Genomic DNA, 16736 nt, shown 5'->3' with positions numbered 1-16736 from the left:
ATATACAATCTACTTTAAAAGACCATGACTCATTGACAAAGGAGGCCGGTATGCGCGTAGCGGGAGTTGGATTCAGTTGCATTGACAAGTATGAAAATTTAGGTAAATACTATCCGACCGGGAACAGCGTTGATTTTGTCATTCATCTAAGCCGATTGGGCGTGGATGTCTCCATGGTAAGTGTCGTCGGCAATGATTTGTACGGGTCGATGATGATGGAAAAGCTTAGGGAGGAAGAGGTGGACGTGACGTGTATGCATGTACGTCCAGGCAAAACCGCGATTTTCAAGATGGACTTGAATGGAAATGACCGGGTGCATAAAGAAAAGATCGAAGGCGTAATGGCCGAGTTTGCTTTAACCGGACAGGATATAGAATTTATTCTCCAACATCAAGCCATTCACACCAACCTGTCCGGCCGGATCAATGAACATCTTTCGTACTTCCGCAGTCAGGGGATTAAGGTCATTTACGATTTTTCCACCAGGACCCGGAAGGAAATCGCCGGACCGGTCCTGCCGGATACCGATTATGTGTTCTTCTCCTACGACCGGGAAGACGACTACATTATCGATTTTATGAAATGGGCGTACAACCAAGGACCCGGTTTGGTGGTCGTGACTTTGGGGGAACACGGAAGCCTTGCTTACGACGGTGAGACGTTTCACCGCGGCGATATCGTCAAAACCGAAGTCGTCAACACGGTCGGGGCGGGAGACTCGTTCTGCGCGGGCTTTATGTACGGGCAGTTGAAGGGATGGCCGATTCCCGAATCGCTTAGGCAAGGTGCGGTTGTCGCCGCAGGCGTCGTTTCCCGATTCGAACCTTATTAAAAAACAGCCGGACAGGCGGAAAGGCGGATGATAAATTGATTATCGATGTACACACACACCCTATTTTTCACAAAGCGATCAGCGACGACAAGCAAGTTTTGGACTACCGCAAGAAGGAGTTCGGCATTTTCAAGCAGTCTCCCAGCCCGCTTGAGTCGGTGCTGCAAGAGATGGACTACATGAATATCAGCCGGTCGGTTCTGCTGCCCCTGGATCTGACCACCCAGAGCGCCGGATGGATCGTATCCAACGAAGAGGTCAAGCAATTGGTCGATTTGGCGCCGGATCGTTTCATTGGATTTGCCAGTGTGGATCCGCACCGGAATGACGCTGTAGAGGTCCTTGACTACGCTTTCCGGGAACTGGGTTTAAAGGGGTTGAAACTCCACCCGTCCAAGCAGAAGTTTTATCCGGGTGACGATAAACTGAAGCCGATTTACGAAAAATGCCTGGAGTTCGACAAGCCGATTCTGTTTCATGCCGGCATGAGCTGGGAACCGGACGCGCCTGCGAAATATGCCCAGCCCGTGAACTTTGAAGAGGTAGCCATAGCCTATCCGGAACTGCGCATCTGTCTGGCGCACTTCGGCTGGCCTTGGGTTCACGAAACCGTCATGCTGCTGTTGAAGTACCCGAACGTGTTTACCGATACTTCGCTTCTTCACATGGATAACGCCCTCGATTTTTACCGGCAGGTATTCAAAACGAACATGGGCCCCCTCTGGATCGAGCGGAATTTGAACGACAAGGTCATGTTCGGCACGAACAGCCCACGCTTTAAGGCGAAAAGGCTGCTGCCGGCGCTGGAAGCGATGGAGTTCAGGCCAAAAACGCTGCAAAAAATACTGGGCGGCAATGCACAAGTCTTTTTAGGCGAAAGGAGGAATGATCGGCCATGGTTAAACTAAAAACGATCGTATTGCGTTCGACGGCCGAATTTCAAATGATCAAAATTACCGATACAATCCGCAGCTTTGTTGAAGAATGCGGGGTTCAAAACGGGATCGCGGCCGTGATCTCGGCGCATACCACGACAGGGATCATGATTAATGAAGGACTTGAATGTGTGGAGACGGATATTGAGGAACTGCTGGAGCGACTGGTTCCGAAAGATTTCCCTTATGCGCATGCGCACTTCCTGCCTTCCTACGGAGCAACCGGCAGCAATTCACCTTCTCACTTGAAGTCGATGCTTTCGGGCAATAGCTGCTTGTTCGTCGTGGAGAATGGCCGGATGATTGCCGGCGACGCCCAGGACGTGTATCTTGCCGAATTCGACGGTCCCAAGAGCCGGAAAGTTTATATTCAAGTCATCGGCGAGTAGGACAAGCCGCGGGATGAGTTAGACCCTACATTTCAAATAAAATCTCAAAAGTGAAAGCGAGGATGGAAAATGAAGAACAAAAGACGCAAGAACTTGGTGGGCCATTGGGTGCTGATGATTTCGCTGAGTATGGCGGTTGTGCTGTCCGGATGCGGAAAGAACGAAGCGGGTGCCGGCTCCGGTACGAAAGGAGCGGACGGTAAAACCGCCAATACGGCGTCCGCCGCGCAGGCGGAAAACTTGCCCGAGGCGGTAAAACAGCGCGGAAAGCTTCGCGTTGGCGTCAAAGTCGACTATCCTCCGCTGGGTTATTTGGACGAGACCGGTAAGAACGCGGGTTATGAAATCGGCGTGGTCCAAAAAATGGCCGAATACGCTTTTGGTGATAAAAATGCGGTTGAATTCGTCCCGGTTAACGCCACAAACCGGATACCTTATCTGGATTCCAACAAAATCGACTTTATCGCCGCCACCTTGGGGGTAACCGAGGAACGCAAGAAGCAGCTTGACTTCTCAACGACATTTTTTGACGGCGGTGTCGTTACGGTCGTCAAGAAGGACAGCGGCATTAACGCGATTTCCGATCTTGCGGGCAAGAAGGTCATCGTCATCAAGGGATCCACAGGGTCGACCTATCTTGATGAAAATGTGCCGACGGCCGAGCAGATCAAGATTGAGAGCAATGCCGATGCGTTCCGCGCATTAAAGGATGGCCGGGCCGACGCGATGTTCCATGATGCCGTGCTCATGTCCGAATTCGTAAAAACATCCACGGACTACACGATTGTAGGGGAGCAGGTGGCCTTTGCGCCGATGGCGATCGGCGTCCGTAAAGGCGACGCGGCCATGCTGAAACTGGTGAACGACTCGCTTGAGCAGATGAGACAAGAGGACTATTTTAAATCGCTGATTGAAGAATATATGCCGAAAGCCGGCGATTTGGATCCGATGCAAATGATCCCGAGACCATAACGCCAGCACAAAATCAGGGAGGGGACAGCATGGAAACGAAGCAACCGAAATTATCCATCCGTAATCTGAAGAAACAGTATGGAGATAACCTCATTCTTCGCGGTGTCGATATCGACGTCCATTCCCAGGAAGTGATCGTGATTATCGGGCCGAGCGGCTCGGGCAAAAGTACGCTGCTGCGCTGCATTAACGGTTTGGAGAGCATAAACGACGGGGAGATCTACATCGACGACCAAAAAATCGATTACACCCCGTCTTCCCTGCAAAAAGTCCGGCAAAGGATCGGCATGGTTTTTCAAAGCTACAATCTTTTTCCTCACCTGACGGTCATGGAAAACCTGCTGCTTGCTCCGATGAAGGTGCAAAAACGGGCCAAGAGCGAAGTGCTGCCCCAGGCCAGCGAACTGCTCGATCAAGTCGGACTTCTGGATAAAGCGAACAGTTATCCCGCACAGCTCTCCGGAGGCCAGCAGCAACGCGTAGCGATCGCAAGGTCGCTAGTCATGAATCCCGAAGTGCTTCTGTTCGATGAAGTGACGTCTGCGCTGGATCCGGAACGGGTACGCGATGTGCTGGATGTTATGAAGGACTTGGCCGCCCGGGGCACAACGATGCTGATCGTCACACATGAAATGGGCTTCGGCCGCGATGTCGGCGATCGGATTATCTTTATGGACCAAGGCGTGATCGTGGAACAAGGACCGCCGGAGCAGGTGTTTGGCAACCCGCAGGAAGAACGAACCCGGCAATTTCTTAAAAATGCCATGTAAGATGACACCATGAGGAGGTGCTGAGGCATGAGTTTTGATTTCGGCTATATCATCGATGCATTGCCGCTCTTGCTTACGGGACTCAAAATGACCCTTTTTATCAGCGTGATAAGCATCGCCTTATCGCTGGTTATAGGAATGAGCGGCGCCGTTGTCCGCACCTTGAAAATACCGGTTCTCTCCCAAGTGATCGGCGTCTATGTGGACGTGATCCGGAACACTCCGTTATTGGTGCACGTCTTCTTCCTGTATTTCGGCCTGCCGGCTTTCGGAGTGAAGCTGTCTGCGGTTGCGGTAGGCATCATCGCCCTGTCTTTGTGGGGCGGGGCGTTTGCGGCGGAGAACTTTCGCGGAGGAACCGACGCCGTACCGCATGCGTTGATTGAATCCGGTCAGTCGCTCGGACTAAGCACCTGGCAGATCGTGCGTCATATTATCGTCCCGTTGGGCTTTCGGATCAGCTTTCCCGCTTTCAGCAACACCGCTGTTTCGGTGATTAAAAACTCCGCCTATATGACAAGTATTGGCGTTGCGGAGCTGACTTTTGCGGCGATGGATCGGATCGCCTATGATTTTAAAACCTATGAAATGCTGATTACAATAGCGGTTATCTATCTCCTGCTGGTTTGGGGCACCTCGTATTTGTTCGGGCGGATCGAGCGCAAGCTGGATTACAAAAAAGCAAAGAAAGGCAGGGGGCTAAATGGAAGTATTATCGAAAAATTTAAACTTTCTCCTCGACGGGTTGATTAATACGATCTTATTAAGCCTCAGCTGCCTCGGTATTGCCTTGCTGCTCGGTATGATCGTCGGTGTGCTGCAGACCGCAAATTCCAAAGTTGTCGTCAGGATCATGAAGGGATACGCGGAGTTATTTCGCGGTCTGCCGATCGTGATTACGTTGTTCCTTGTGTTCTTTCTCCTGCCGGAAATGGGCATTCAAGTCAACAGTTACATTTCCGCGATGATCGCACTCAGCCTATGGAGCAGCGCCAATATTTCCGTTGCGGTGCGCGGGGCCATTCAATCCATACCTCCCACGCAAACGGAGGCGGGGCTGGCGATCGGGCTAAGTTCCGCTCAGACGATGCGTTATGTAATATTGCCGCAAGCTATACGGCGGATGCTTCCCTCCGTCATCGGACTGATGTCCAATCTTATTCAATCGACCTCACTATCCGTTCTGATCGGCAATCTGGATTTCCTGAAGTCGGTACAGCTCGTTATTGAGCGGGTTGAGCTCATGGAAGGATTGTCGATCGCTACGCAGATGTATACCCTGGTGCTTGCCGTGTATTTCCTGATCTGTTATCCGCTTTCCCTATTGGCCAAAAGGATGGAACGGGTGTACCGCTAAAAATTTGGAGGCATCTATATGTCGGAGGCGCTGCGGAAATATTCGATGCATCTGTACAACTACTTCTTTTACATTGCCTATGCGTCTTATCTCCCTTTCTTGAGCTACTGGTTCGCGGAGGAGGGGTTATCCGCGCAGCAAATCGGTTTTATTTTCTCGATCGGCCCTTTGGTTGGGCTGCTGACCCAGCCGGTTTGGGGGATGCTGATCGATTATTACGGGATTGAGAGACCAGTCCTGATCCTAAGCATGGGGATCACCCCCTGGATCATGTTCATGTACCGTTTGGCCGATCACAGCTTCGCTGTTTATGTAGCCATATCGGTTGTGTTGGCGGTATTCGCATCCGCCACACAGCCTGTGGTCGACGCCGTCACCGTCAGGCATGCGAAGAAAAACGCGCTGAGTTATGGGGCCATACGGGTGTTGGGTTCCGTAAGCTTCGGCCTCTGCGTTACGGTATTCGGGATGCTGTACGACCGGTTTGGCCTGGCGCTGCTCTTCCCGGTCTATCTTTTCTTTATGATGATCATGTGTTTACTCAGTTTCTTTCTGAAGCCGGAAAAAAGGGACGGGAAGAAAGCGGGAGTGGAGAGTGGACAAGTTCCGCGCAAAAGGATCTATAAGGAAATGATTCCTTTATTAAAAGTAGGAAGCTTCTCCTTATTTCTTATCCCGGTTTTCCTTGCGGCGATCGGTCCGCAGTTAAACAATGCGTTTTATTCCGTGTATATCAGTCATTTTGGAGGCGAAGCTTCCGGCAAAATCGGCATGCTTTATACGGTTTCCTCTATCGCTGAAATTCCCGTTTTCTTATTCTCCGGCTACATCATCGGCAAATTGGGGTATGTCAGGACGCTTACCTTCGTCTCGGCGGCGGGAGCGCTTCGATGGTATATCCTCGCACTGGAGCCCGGGTTTGAGGTGCTTATGTTCAATCAGATTCTATCGGGTGTAACTTATGCCCTATTCCTGGCAACCGGTATTAACTATGCCTACGATAACAGTCCGACGCACACCAAGACGACGGCCCATTCCTTATTTATCGTGGTGTACACGAATATTGCGGGCATTGTGGCCAGCAATATCGGCGGCTTCGTCATTGAAGCGGGCGGTTATCCTCTTCTGTTCGGAGGAGCGGCGGCGCTCAGTTTGCTGGGGGCCGCGGGCTTTTCCATGCTTGGCCGTTTCAAGCCCAAAAAGCTGAACAATTCAACCTAATAATATTAGCAGATCTCTGGGATAGGGGAGAGGCGAATGGGATATGAAAATCTGAGGCTTCGATTGGAACTGCTGCACGCCAAAGTCGGCTTCGGCGATGTGGCGGAGATCGTCAACCGGTTCGGCGGTGATATCGTGTCCGTGGAGACGATTCGCTCGGATATCGGTACCTCCATCCGCGATGTTGACATTCAACTGGAACGGGATGGTTACGAAGGGATCTTGAAAGAACTGGAATTGTTGAACGGGATCCGGATCGTTGAGGTTTCCGATCGCGTCTTTGTGGCCCATCTGGGCGGGAAAATTTCCATTCAGCCCACCATGCAGATCAAGACCACTATGGATTTATCCCGGGTCTACACACCGGGCGTAGCCAGAGTATGTGCCGCGATAGCTCAAGATCCCCAAAGGGCGTATTCCCTGACGTTGAAGAGGAATACAGTGGCGGTCGTGACCGACGGCACCGCGGTGCTGGGGTTGGGAGATATCGGGCCTAGTGCCGCGGCTCCCGTGATGGAGGGCAAGTCCATGCTTTTCAAACAGCTTGCGAACGTGGATGCTTTTCCGATTTGTTTGGATACGAAGGATACGGAGGAGATTATCCGTACGGTCAAGGCGATAAGTCCTATTTTTGGCGGTATCAACCTGGAGGATATCAGTTCGCCGCGCTGTTTTGAGATCGAGCGCAGACTTCAGGAAGAGCTGGACATCCCGGTTTTTCACGATGATCAGCACGGCACGGCCATTGTGGTGATCGGCGGTTTAATGAATGCCCTGAAGGTGATCGGAAAGCGGATGGAAGAGATAAAGGTCGTCGTGAACGGCGTCGGCGCTGCCGGCGTATCCATCTGCAAAATGCTGATTACCGCCGGTGTCAAGCATCTGATCCCCGTGGACCGGAGCGGAGCGATCGTCCGCGGCGGCAGCTATGCGCATCCGATGTGGAGCTGGCTGGCGAATCAGCCTCAGGTGGGTGATCGGACGGGTCAGCTATCGGACGTGATAGAAGGGGTGGATGTGTTTATCGGTGTTTCCCGGGCCGGCGTGTTGTCGGTTTCCCATATCCAAGCTATGGCCGAGAATCCGATCGTCTTCGCCATGGCCAATCCCGAGCCGGAAATTTCCCCTGAAGAAGCGATGCCGCATGTGCGGATTTTTGCAACCGGACGCAGCGACTATCCGAATCAAATCAACAATGTGCTGGTCTTTCCCGGCGTTTTTCGCGGTGCGCTGGATTGTGGAGCGAGTCTGATCAACGAAGCCATGAAACTGGAGGCGGCCAAAGCGATTGCGGATGTCATATGCGAATCCGAGTTGAATGAACGATACATCGTGCCGAGCATTTTTAACGAGAGGGTCGTCGTTAAGGTCAGGGAAGCCGTAATCCGGGCTGCGCTCAGAACGGGCGTGGCCAAGAGGATCCCTTCCGATTTTAGCGCATCGCTGCCGGAGGAAGGAGAGAGGGTTCATGCTGCCGGAATCACATAGAATTGAGAAGGATTTTTTGGGAGAGAAACAGGTGCCCCTTGATGCCTATTATGGAATTCAGACGATGCGTTCCGTGGAAAATTTCCCTATCACAGGTTACCGCATTCATGAACGGTTGATCTGTGCCCTGGCCATGGTGAAAGAAGCCGCCGCGAAGGCAAATCGCGAGACGGGAAGGCTGAAGCCCGAAATAGGCGCGGCCATCGAGCAGGCTGCCGGGGAGATCCGGGCAGGCCGCTTCCACGACCAGTTTGTCGTCGATCCGATTCAAGGAGGAGCGGGAACTTCGATAAACATGAATGCCAATGAGGTGCTGGCCAATCGGGCGATTGAGCTTCTCGGTGGAGTCAAAGGGGATTATACCCGGGTAAGCCCCAATACGCATGTCAATATGTCGCAATCTACCAATGACTGTTTTCCGACGGCTTCGCAAATCGCGATACTTGGTTTAATGGAGGATCTATTAAGCGAGATGGAATCCATGTCTGCGGTGTTTCATGCCAAGGCCGAGGAATTCGATGCCGTGATCAAAATGGGGCGGACCCACCTTCAAGATGCGGTGCCGATCCGGTTAGGCCAAGAGTTTGGGGCTTACGCCAGAGTATTATCCCGGGATATCGGGCGAATTGCACGCGCTAGGGAGCATTTGCTGACGATTAACATGGGGGCGACTGCGGTAGGTACCGGTCTCAACGCGGATCCGAGGTATATCGAGCGGGTAGTCGAAGCGCTGGGCAAGATTAGCGGTTTGCCGCTCCGTCTTGCGGAGCATATGCCGGATGCGACTCAAAATACGGACAGATTCACGGAATTGTCCGCCGCGCTAAAAATCTGCATGCTGAACATGTCTAAAATCTGCAATGACTTGCGCCTCATGGCTTCGGGACCGAGCTCGGGTTTTGGCGAGATTCATCTGCCGCCCCGTCAGCCGGGTTCCTCGATCATGCCCGGGAAAATAAATCCCGTGATGTGCGAGGTCATCAACCAGGTGGCATTTCAGGTCTTTGGCAACGATCTTACGATCTGCCTGGCCTCCGAAGCCGGCCAGTTGGAGCTTAACGTGATGGAGCCGGTGCTTGTTTTTAATTTGCTGCAATCGCTGGACATTATGAAAAACGCCTTCGGCGTATTTAAGACCCACTGCCTTGAGGGAATAACGGCCAACGAGGAACGCTGCAGCAACCATGTGAATTCAAGCACCGGCCTGATTACCGCGCTGAATCCTTATATCGGCTATGAGACATCGTCCCGAATCGTCAAGGAAGCGATAAACTCGGGAAAAACGGTGCGCGAGCTGTTGCTCGCCCACCATTTAATCGACCAAAAACAGCTGGAAACGATCCTGGATCCCTATCGAATGACAAGTCCCGGGATAGCTGGAGAGAGAAAAACGGAATAAAAAGTTGACATTGTATGCGATAAATTGTATAAGTATATATAATACAACATATAACAACTAAACCATGGAGGCGAGATCATGAGCGTAGCAAATGTATTGACTACAGCGCAGGAGCAAGTGAATCAAATCATTGAGGCCTACAAAGAAAGAGAAATCCGCCGGGTATTTCTGGTGGCTTGCGGCGGGTCCTCCGCTTTGATGTATCCGAGCAAATACTTTATTGACCGGGAATCGACCCAAATCACGGCGGAAGTATACAACTCCAACGAATTTATTTACCGCAATCCCGCGACGTTGGGTTCCGATTCATTGGTTATCCTTTGTTCCCACAAGGGAAAAACACCGGAAACGACCGAAGCGGCCAAATTTGCCAAAGGAAAAGGAGCGCTTACCGTTTCGCTGATGTATGTTGAGACCGCTCCCTTGGCCGAAGAGTCCGACTTTATTGTAAATTACAGCTGGGCGCCGCCGGGACAACTGGACCCGCATCCGGAAATCGCCAACTATGCGGTATTGTATCGTTTGACCATGGGTCTGTTGGCCGTTAAGGAAGGGAACAAGAAGTACGAGAAGCTGCTAAGCAGCTTGGACAACTTCGGTCAAGTGCTGAAGAAAGCGAAGGAGCAATCCTTGGAGAGCGCCAAAGCCTATGCCCAAGCTTTTAAAAATGAGTCCGTCATCTACACGATGGCAAGCGGAGTAAACTACGGAATCGCCTACTCCTTCGCGATTTGCATTCTGATGGAAATGCAGTGGAAACATTCCCATGCGATTCATGCCGGTGAATTCTTCCACGGACCGTTCGAAATTCTGGATAAGGACGTACCGTTTATCCTGTTGAAAGGGCTGGACGAAACCCGTCCGATGGAAGAAAGAGCGCATAAATTCCTTAAAGAGCATGGCGAGAAGCTGTTGATTCTGGATGCCAAGGAATTCGACATGAGCGGAATCGATGAAGAACTGAAAGGATATCTTGCGCCGCTGCTGCTGAACTTTGTCCTTCGCGTTTACGCCGTCGAGCTTGCGGCCGCAACGGGACACGCGCTGGAAACAAGACGTTACATGTTCAAGGTTCCTTATTAATCCAGCATGTTAATCGAATAAGTAATAAAAAAATGGCCTCCGCTAACGCTAACGGAGGCCATTTTTTTATCATCTTGCTTAACTTTTGCCGAAGAATCGACTCGGTCCGGATTGTTTTTATTAAAGGTACGCCTCATTCGGGTCGTCGCCGAGCTCTTCGAGGGTCAAAAAGTCAAATCTGACCTCCAGTTCTTTGCCTTGGGGACTGCAGGCGTACAATCCGGCATAAACCGGGGCACCCGGAGGAAGATCCAGGTGAGCGACACGGATTTGCGACCAATGCTCCCCATCCCAGGAATAATCGGCATAACTATTTTGACCGATTTTGGAAAGCCGGAAGAACATCTCGATTTCGCCGCCGGGAAGCGCTACGGATTGGGTCGACCAATCCGAATAGCCCCGGTTTGTCACCACCGCTCCGAGTTTTCCGGTCCCTTCCGCTATGTATTCCACTGAGGTTTTGATCCATAGCTCCTCGGAGAACCGGATCATTAACCCGGCCTGATCGTATCGCGATTTCGGCCGGGCGATGACTTTGGTTGTCATTCTGAAATTTTTCGGAGTAGCCGTATATAAGAAATGCCCGCTATCGGCTTGAAAACCGTAGTGCGTCTTTTGCCAAAAATCCGTGTTCTCTTCGGTATGCAGCACAAGCTGGCTAAGTTCCGTATCAATAAACCAGCTTCGAGGCTCGCCATGCCAGGCGAGCCCCTCAGTTAACCGCTGATCCCGGAATTGTTCGTCCAATAGTAAAGTATTTATCATCATTAACTCGAACTGCCCCTTCTAGATTTATAATAGCCGTGCCCCAGATTTCCGTCACGGTGATGAAAGTCGGAGGATGAGCCCCGGTGACGGGCATATCCATGGCTGCTGCTGTATCTTTTGCCGTAGTGTTTCGCGGAGCTGCTGTAACGCCTTCGATGACGACTATGAGAGGAGGAGTGCAGAAACTTGTCGATCCATTTTCTTAACATCCCTATTCCACCTTTCTAGATGGTAATATTTACTTTAACTTTATTCGGATATTATCACAAAAGGAACGGCACCTTCAACTTTCGGTAGATTCGCCGTATTCATCGTGGAGGCGTCGGAGGCGAAGCAAATCTTCCTTCAGGTGATGAATGCCGGCATACGGCTTCCGCAGCTCCAGCAAGCGTTCCAGAATTTGTCGAAGCTCGTCGGACAGGTCCAGTTCTTCCTGCCAGATCCGATCGTTTGCCTTAGAGGAGGGGGAATCGTCGGGCTCAAAGGAGGAATACAGCAGAAACAGCATAAAATGCCCGATGTCGAAAAGGTCGGTCTGAATTTCCGCGGTTTTGAACCGACCTGAGGAGGAACGGATAAATGGAAATCCCATTCCTGGAGGCCGTTCCCGGGGAGGGGGTTCTCCGATTTTTCGGGCCAGCCCGAAATCGATCAGATACAACCGGCCATCATGTATAAACACGTTCGGAATTCGCAGATCCAGATGCACCAACCCTTTTTGATGAATATGTTCCACCAGGTCGAGCAAATCCAGCGTATAACGGACGCAATCCTCTTCGGTCAACCGCTTCCCTTGGTCAAAAATCAAATCCTCGAACGTATCGCCGTGCAAAAAAGACATGACCAAATAAGCGCCGTTCTTATCTTTAAACAAGTCGATGTATTCGGGAATTTGCGGATGTCCGACGGTTTTCAAGATGTCCGCTTCTCTTTTCAAAAAGTTCTCGGCGCGGGAGCCTTTGCTGGGTCTCGCTTGCTTCACCGCGACGGAGGACCCGCTGATCCGATCCGTACATTTATATATTAATCCGTAGCTTCCCTCACCAATCAACTCTTGGACGATATACCGTTCGGCCAGCGTTTTGTTGGTTTCCAAAGGGTAATCGCGCCAAGCTTTCATAAACGACTTAAAGTTTAACAGGAAGCGCATGTTTGTCGATATCACCGTCCTTACGTTCGCAGGGAGCGTTATCCCGATTTAAGGTAAATTATATCGCATACCGGGGTCCCTCGCGAAATCCCAGACTTTAGTCCGGGTAAAAAACGGTCCGTAGTCGGTTTTTCATAGAGGTTCGTGTATAATAATCTAGAATAATAACAACTTTAGATTCAAAACATTTAAATTCTCGATACATAAGTTGAGGTATAACATCGGATGAACAAAGCAGAGAACCAGCAAGCGGACGCTTGGTACAGGCGGGCGGAGCTAAAGGCCGCTGAGTATTTTTCGAAATTGCGGGCGGATGTAAAAGAAGGGTCTTATCTCCCCGCGCTAATCGAGGACTTTCAAAAGTGGCAGAAGAAGCATGTCCGGGCCGGTTCGATCCTGTCCTTTTTTTCTCGCTTCAACAGGAAGCAGCCGGACTCGACGGATTTCCATCGATATATCGCCTGGTTGAACTATGCCGGAAAACTGGACAGTTACCTGGAACGCAGCATTTCCTATATCTATTTGCGGGATTTGGGAAAAGATTTGAACTCCGGGCGGACGAAGTTCAAAGTCGACCGATTAGTCACCGAGATCAAGACGCTGCTGATCCATCCTTTCGATGAAAATAAAGAGCGCCAACCGGATTTCATCAGTTTAGCCGCGTTTTACCGTTGGGCGCAAAAGGAATCCGTGGAGAATGCGGCCATTTGGGTGATTCACAAAATCAAAGGCGTATCCCCCCGAATCCCCAAAGAAATGAACGCGGAGGAAGCAAAGCGGAAATTAATCAAGATTATCGTCGGCGTCGTGATGCACGCGTTGGATGAAATGGACGAAGGGGAGATTTCTTCCAAGGAACGCTCCCGGAGGTTGGACGAAGCGATCCGGCTCGGTTATTATTATGGACTAACTTACCCGTTTATCGATGATCTGCTGGACTCCGGGGCGTTGCAAGACGAAGAGAAAGAGCGTTATTCCGCGATGATCCGGGCCACATTAACGAATGGAGCCGTACCTGAGCTGGAAGATTGGACCGGCGGTAACCCCGAATTGGTACGTTACGTTCATGATGAGCTGCGGGAAGCTTATGAATACATCAAAAATTACCAAAGTCAGGAGACCCGGAATCTTTTTTATGAACATTCCTATGTTTTTTTTCACTCCCAGGACATGGACCGGCTCAAGGACTTAAAAAAGCCGGATTACAGCAATGAAGAGTTGTATTTGCCCATCATCATCAAATCCGCTTCCTCCCGGCTCATCGTCCGGTCCGTTCTTAGCGCTCCGCTGGATGAAGACTTTAACCAGCGAGTGTTTTACTACGGGCTGTATAATCAGCTGGCCGATGATTTTGCCGATATGTTCGACGACTTAGAGGACGGAGCGGTTACCCCGTATACCTATTATTTAACCTATCGCCATGAACGGCCCGATTTAATCAACCCGTTTGAATTGTATTGGACCGTCATATCTCATCTGATACACCATGTTTATCAATCGGACCCGTTATCGCGCGAAATTATGCTGGACCGGGCCATCAATGGCCTGAAACGATACCAACAACGTGTCGGCCGGGATAAATATAACGAAATCATGGAGATCTTCGCCGCCGGAATCCCGGAATTGAACCAAGTGATCCAGTTCATGGTCCGAAAAGCGGAAGATGTGGACTTTTTTGACAAGCTGCTCCGGGATCAACTGCTTTTAACGATGAGAAACAATCACAAGGAAAAGGAAGAGTTCTATACAACGATCCAAACCGCCCGCGCTCAGATTAATGAATGGTTGAAGATCGAGAAACCTGATGCTTCACCTGCCGCAAACGGGCTGCTCATCGATACGGCCAACTACAGTCTGGAGGGCAGCGGCAAGCGAATCCGCCCCGTACTCGCATGGGTGATGGGGGTTAAGGAATACGGACTGGAAGCTTCCGCCTTAAAGCCGTTATTGAATGCGCTGGAGTATATGCACACGGCTTCCTTGATCTTCGACGATCTGCCGACGCAGGACAATTCGGCGACGCGGCGGGGGAGACCGACCCTCCATCAGGTACACAATAGTGCCATCGCCGAATTGACGGGGATTTATCTCATTCAGAAAGCGATTGAAGAGCAGGCCTCCCTGGATGGGTTTGACAGCAAAACCGTGCTGAGTGTATTGCGATATTTATCCCGCAAGGCGGGGGAAATTTGTATGGGTCAAGCGATGGATTTGAACTCAAAAGGAAAAGTGCTGACTTTGGAGGAATTAAACACACTTTGCTTCTATAAAACGGGGATCGCTTTTGAAGTCTCGCTCGTCGCCCCCGCAATGCTTGCACAAGTGCAAGAATCGGACATTGCATGGCTCAAAAAGGTGGCCTACCACGCAGGAATCGCTTTTCAAATCAAGGATGATTTGCTGGACGGGGAAGGCGATCTTGAATTGCTGGGGAAGCCTACCGGCAAAGATGTCGAAAACAACAATTCCACCTTTGTGACGATTCTTGGGCGGGACGGGGCCGCTCAGGCGATGTGGGAGCACTATTGCCTCGCGATGGAAGCGGTGAAGGAGCTTCCGTTGACTACCGGTTTTTTAAAGCACTTATTGAACTATATCATCGTCCGGGACAATTAGGATGACAGTAAACGGCCTAGTTTTCAAAGCAACGTCCTTTCATAAAAGGGCGTTGCTTTTTTCGTTTGTCTGAGAAAATATCCAATATTGACTAAACAATATTGTCTAATATAAGATATGGGCAAATAGCCAACGTTGACTATTTGAGTTGGAGGAGGAATTGGGATGAGCTGGTTAACAGGCAAAACACCGCCCTTTTTGAATCATGTAGGGGAAGAGGAACGCGAAAGTGTTGCGGAATTGAAGGCTGTACCTATCGGAGACGTAGACCAGTGGATATTGATCCGGGGAGAGAAACGGACGAATCCCGCGCTGTTGTTCGTTCATGGCGGGCCTGGGCAAAGCCACATGTATTTGTCACATCTTTTGGACACGGAATTGGAGAAGCATTTTACGATAATCCATTGGGATCAACGGGGGGCGGGCAAGTCATTTCGGGCGGGTAAACGGGATCCGTCCAAAATGAATCTGGAGCAACTGGTTCAGGATGCGGGCGAGGTCATCACCTATGTCAAAAGGAGGCTGGGGATCGAGCGGTTGTTTGTCCTGGGCCACTCCTTCGGAACGATCCTCGGCATGTTGATCGCTCAGCGGTATCCGAGGCACATTCGAGCTTACATCGGACTTTGTCAGGCCGTAGGACTCTTGGATTGTTTAACCGGCTCGTATCGGTATTTACTGGAGGAAGCGGCGAAAAGAGGGGACGAGAAAGCGGTGCGGGAACTGCGATCCATCGGTGAGCCGCCGTTTCGCCATTTTACAAAAGGGTTGTGGAAGTACTCGGTTATTTTACAAAAATACGGCGGCAAGGTTCATGGCAAAAAGGGGTGGGAGATTTTCAGAGCCATTTGGTCCGCGCCAGAGTATACGGTGTTCGATAAACTCCGTTATGTTCGGGGAGTCACGTTTAGTGTCAAGCATTTGCACCGGCAGCTGCTGACGCATCATTTGGAGAAGGTGGTTCCCCGGGTCGAGGTGCCCGTTTATTTCCTGCTGGGCGCTTACGATCAGGCCACGCCAAGCGATCAGGCGGCCCGGTACCTTGAGAAGCTGGACGCACCGGCCAAAAAGCTGATCGTGTTTGAGCAGTCGGCTCATATGCCCCATTACGAAGAGCCGGAACGGTTTTTACAAGAAATGATATTGCTTCGCGATGCGGGGAACCTCTAAAGAAAGAGCCGGGCGCCATTGCCCGGCCGAGCTTCTCTTTACTGACGGCGCTGCGTAAACAGATGGAAGGTGACGCCGAACCGGTCTTTGACCATGCCGTAAGCTTCGCTGAAGTGAACTTGCTGCAAAGGAAAAACGGTCTGACCGCCCTCAGACAAGGCGTCGAAGAAACGCCGGGTCGTTTCGGCGTCAGGCGTCGTAATGCAGACTTGGACGGTTTCGCTCCGATCCGTGGATGCGGTGGTTTCCAGAGAATCCGCAACAAAAAGATCGGCTTCTCCGATTTTTAACACGGAATGGGCTAACCTGCTTCGTAACCCAGGGGGGAGGGCGTCCCCGGAGGCATCCGGCGCTTCCCCGTAAGTTTGCTTAAACAGCGTCTTGGCCCCTAGTGCCGTCTCATAGAAGTCGATAGCTTCCTCGGCTTGGCCGTTCAGCATAATGAAGGGGGTGATTTGAAATGACATGTTAAATTCAGCTCCTCGAATAGTAAGGTTAACCCGTCCGGCGATTTATCGGTCTAGGTTTGTAATCAGTATACCCTCAGATAGTGACAGGTTTTGTCATAGTTGGATTCGTTGCGAA

The 16736-nt window shown here is 51.0% G+C and carries 16 protein-coding genes; 13 read left to right on the top strand and 3 right to left on the bottom strand.

Features of this window, described 5'->3' with window-relative positions:
- The first annotated feature begins 50 nt into the window (after positions 1–50).
- The 11 genes from frlD (at position 51) to FRY98_RS26905 (ending at position 10447) form a co-directional block, all read left to right on the top strand.
- Positions 51–833 (top strand): fructoselysine 6-kinase, encoded by a 783-nt coding sequence (gene frlD, locus FRY98_RS26955; protein ID WP_148457794.1) that lies wholly within the window; start codon positions 51–53, stop codon positions 831–833.
- Between the two features lie 35 nt (positions 834–868).
- Complete coding sequence (locus FRY98_RS26950) at positions 869–1741, top strand: amidohydrolase family protein (RefSeq protein WP_148457793.1); 873 nt, start codon at positions 869–871, stop codon at positions 1739–1741.
- Complete coding sequence (locus FRY98_RS26945; protein WP_148457792.1) at positions 1729–2157, top strand: secondary thiamine-phosphate synthase enzyme YjbQ; 429 nt, start codon at positions 1729–1731, stop codon at positions 2155–2157. The genes FRY98_RS26950 and FRY98_RS26945 overlap by 13 nt, the downstream gene beginning before the upstream one ends.
- Before the next feature lie 69 nt (positions 2158–2226).
- Positions 2227–3129: a transporter substrate-binding domain-containing protein gene (locus FRY98_RS26940; RefSeq protein WP_148457791.1), complete on the top strand. Its 903-nt coding sequence runs from the start codon at positions 2227–2229 to the stop codon at positions 3127–3129.
- 29 nt (positions 3130–3158) lie between these two features.
- Entirely contained in the window at positions 3159–3899 is a 741-nt protein-coding gene (locus tag FRY98_RS26935) for an amino acid ABC transporter ATP-binding protein (protein ID WP_148457790.1), read from the top strand.
- 27 nt (positions 3900–3926) lie between these two features.
- Positions 3927–4652 (top strand): amino acid ABC transporter permease, encoded by a 726-nt coding sequence (locus tag FRY98_RS26930; RefSeq protein WP_148457789.1) that lies wholly within the window; start codon positions 3927–3929, stop codon positions 4650–4652.
- On the top strand, positions 4603–5256 hold the full coding sequence (locus FRY98_RS26925; protein ID WP_148457788.1) for an amino acid ABC transporter permease: 654 nt from the start codon (positions 4603–4605) through the stop codon (positions 5254–5256). Before FRY98_RS26930 ends, FRY98_RS26925 begins: the two co-directional genes overlap by 50 nt.
- A gap of 18 nt (positions 5257–5274) precedes the next feature.
- Entirely contained in the window at positions 5275–6477 is a 1203-nt protein-coding gene (locus tag FRY98_RS26920) for an MFS transporter (protein ID WP_148457787.1), read from the top strand.
- A gap of 36 nt (positions 6478–6513) precedes the next feature.
- Positions 6514–7965, top strand: coding sequence for an NAD-dependent malic enzyme (locus FRY98_RS26915; protein ID WP_148457786.1), 1452 nt, complete (start codon positions 6514–6516; stop codon positions 7963–7965).
- Complete coding sequence (aspA, locus tag FRY98_RS26910) at positions 7946–9364, top strand: aspartate ammonia-lyase (RefSeq protein ID WP_148457785.1); 1419 nt, start codon at positions 7946–7948, stop codon at positions 9362–9364. Before FRY98_RS26915 ends, aspA begins: the two co-directional genes overlap by 20 nt.
- A gap of 96 nt (positions 9365–9460) precedes the next feature.
- Complete coding sequence (locus FRY98_RS26905; RefSeq protein ID WP_211373382.1) at positions 9461–10447, top strand: SIS domain-containing protein; 987 nt, start codon at positions 9461–9463, stop codon at positions 10445–10447.
- Between the two features lie 120 nt (positions 10448–10567).
- On the opposite strand, the gene FRY98_RS26900 is transcribed toward FRY98_RS26905, so the two are convergent.
- Both FRY98_RS26900 and FRY98_RS26890 read right to left on the bottom strand, forming a co-directional pair.
- Positions 10568–11215, bottom strand: coding sequence for a DUF1349 domain-containing protein (locus tag FRY98_RS26900; protein WP_246565373.1), 648 nt, complete (start codon positions 11213–11215; stop codon positions 10568–10570).
- Positions 11216–11498: 283 nt separating this feature from the next.
- Positions 11499–12365, bottom strand: coding sequence for a serine/threonine protein kinase (locus FRY98_RS26890; RefSeq protein ID WP_148457782.1), 867 nt, complete (start codon positions 12363–12365; stop codon positions 11499–11501).
- Between the two features lie 225 nt (positions 12366–12590).
- Here FRY98_RS26890 and FRY98_RS26885 point away from each other — a divergent pair, with 225 nt between their 5' ends.
- Together FRY98_RS26885 and FRY98_RS26880 are read left to right on the top strand one after the other, a co-directional pair.
- Positions 12591–14981: a polyprenyl synthetase family protein gene (locus tag FRY98_RS26885; RefSeq protein WP_148457781.1), complete on the top strand. Its 2391-nt coding sequence runs from the start codon at positions 12591–12593 to the stop codon at positions 14979–14981.
- Between the two features lie 165 nt (positions 14982–15146).
- Positions 15147–16151, top strand: coding sequence for an alpha/beta fold hydrolase (locus tag FRY98_RS26880; RefSeq protein WP_148457780.1), 1005 nt, complete (start codon positions 15147–15149; stop codon positions 16149–16151).
- 38 nt (positions 16152–16189) lie between these two features.
- Here FRY98_RS26880 and FRY98_RS26875 read toward each other — a convergent pair whose 3' ends face one another.
- A complete protein-coding gene (locus FRY98_RS26875) occupies positions 16190–16618 on the bottom strand; it encodes a VOC family protein (protein ID WP_148457779.1) in 429 nt (142 codons plus the stop codon).
- Positions 16619–16736: the final 118 nt, after the last annotated feature.

This window comes from Paenibacillus faecis (genome assembly GCF_008084145.1).
Lineage (GTDB): Bacteria > Bacillota > Bacilli > Paenibacillales > Paenibacillaceae > Fontibacillus > Fontibacillus faecis.
The sequence above is the reverse complement of the archived record's forward strand: the minus strand, read 5'-3'. Positions and strand labels throughout refer to the sequence as shown.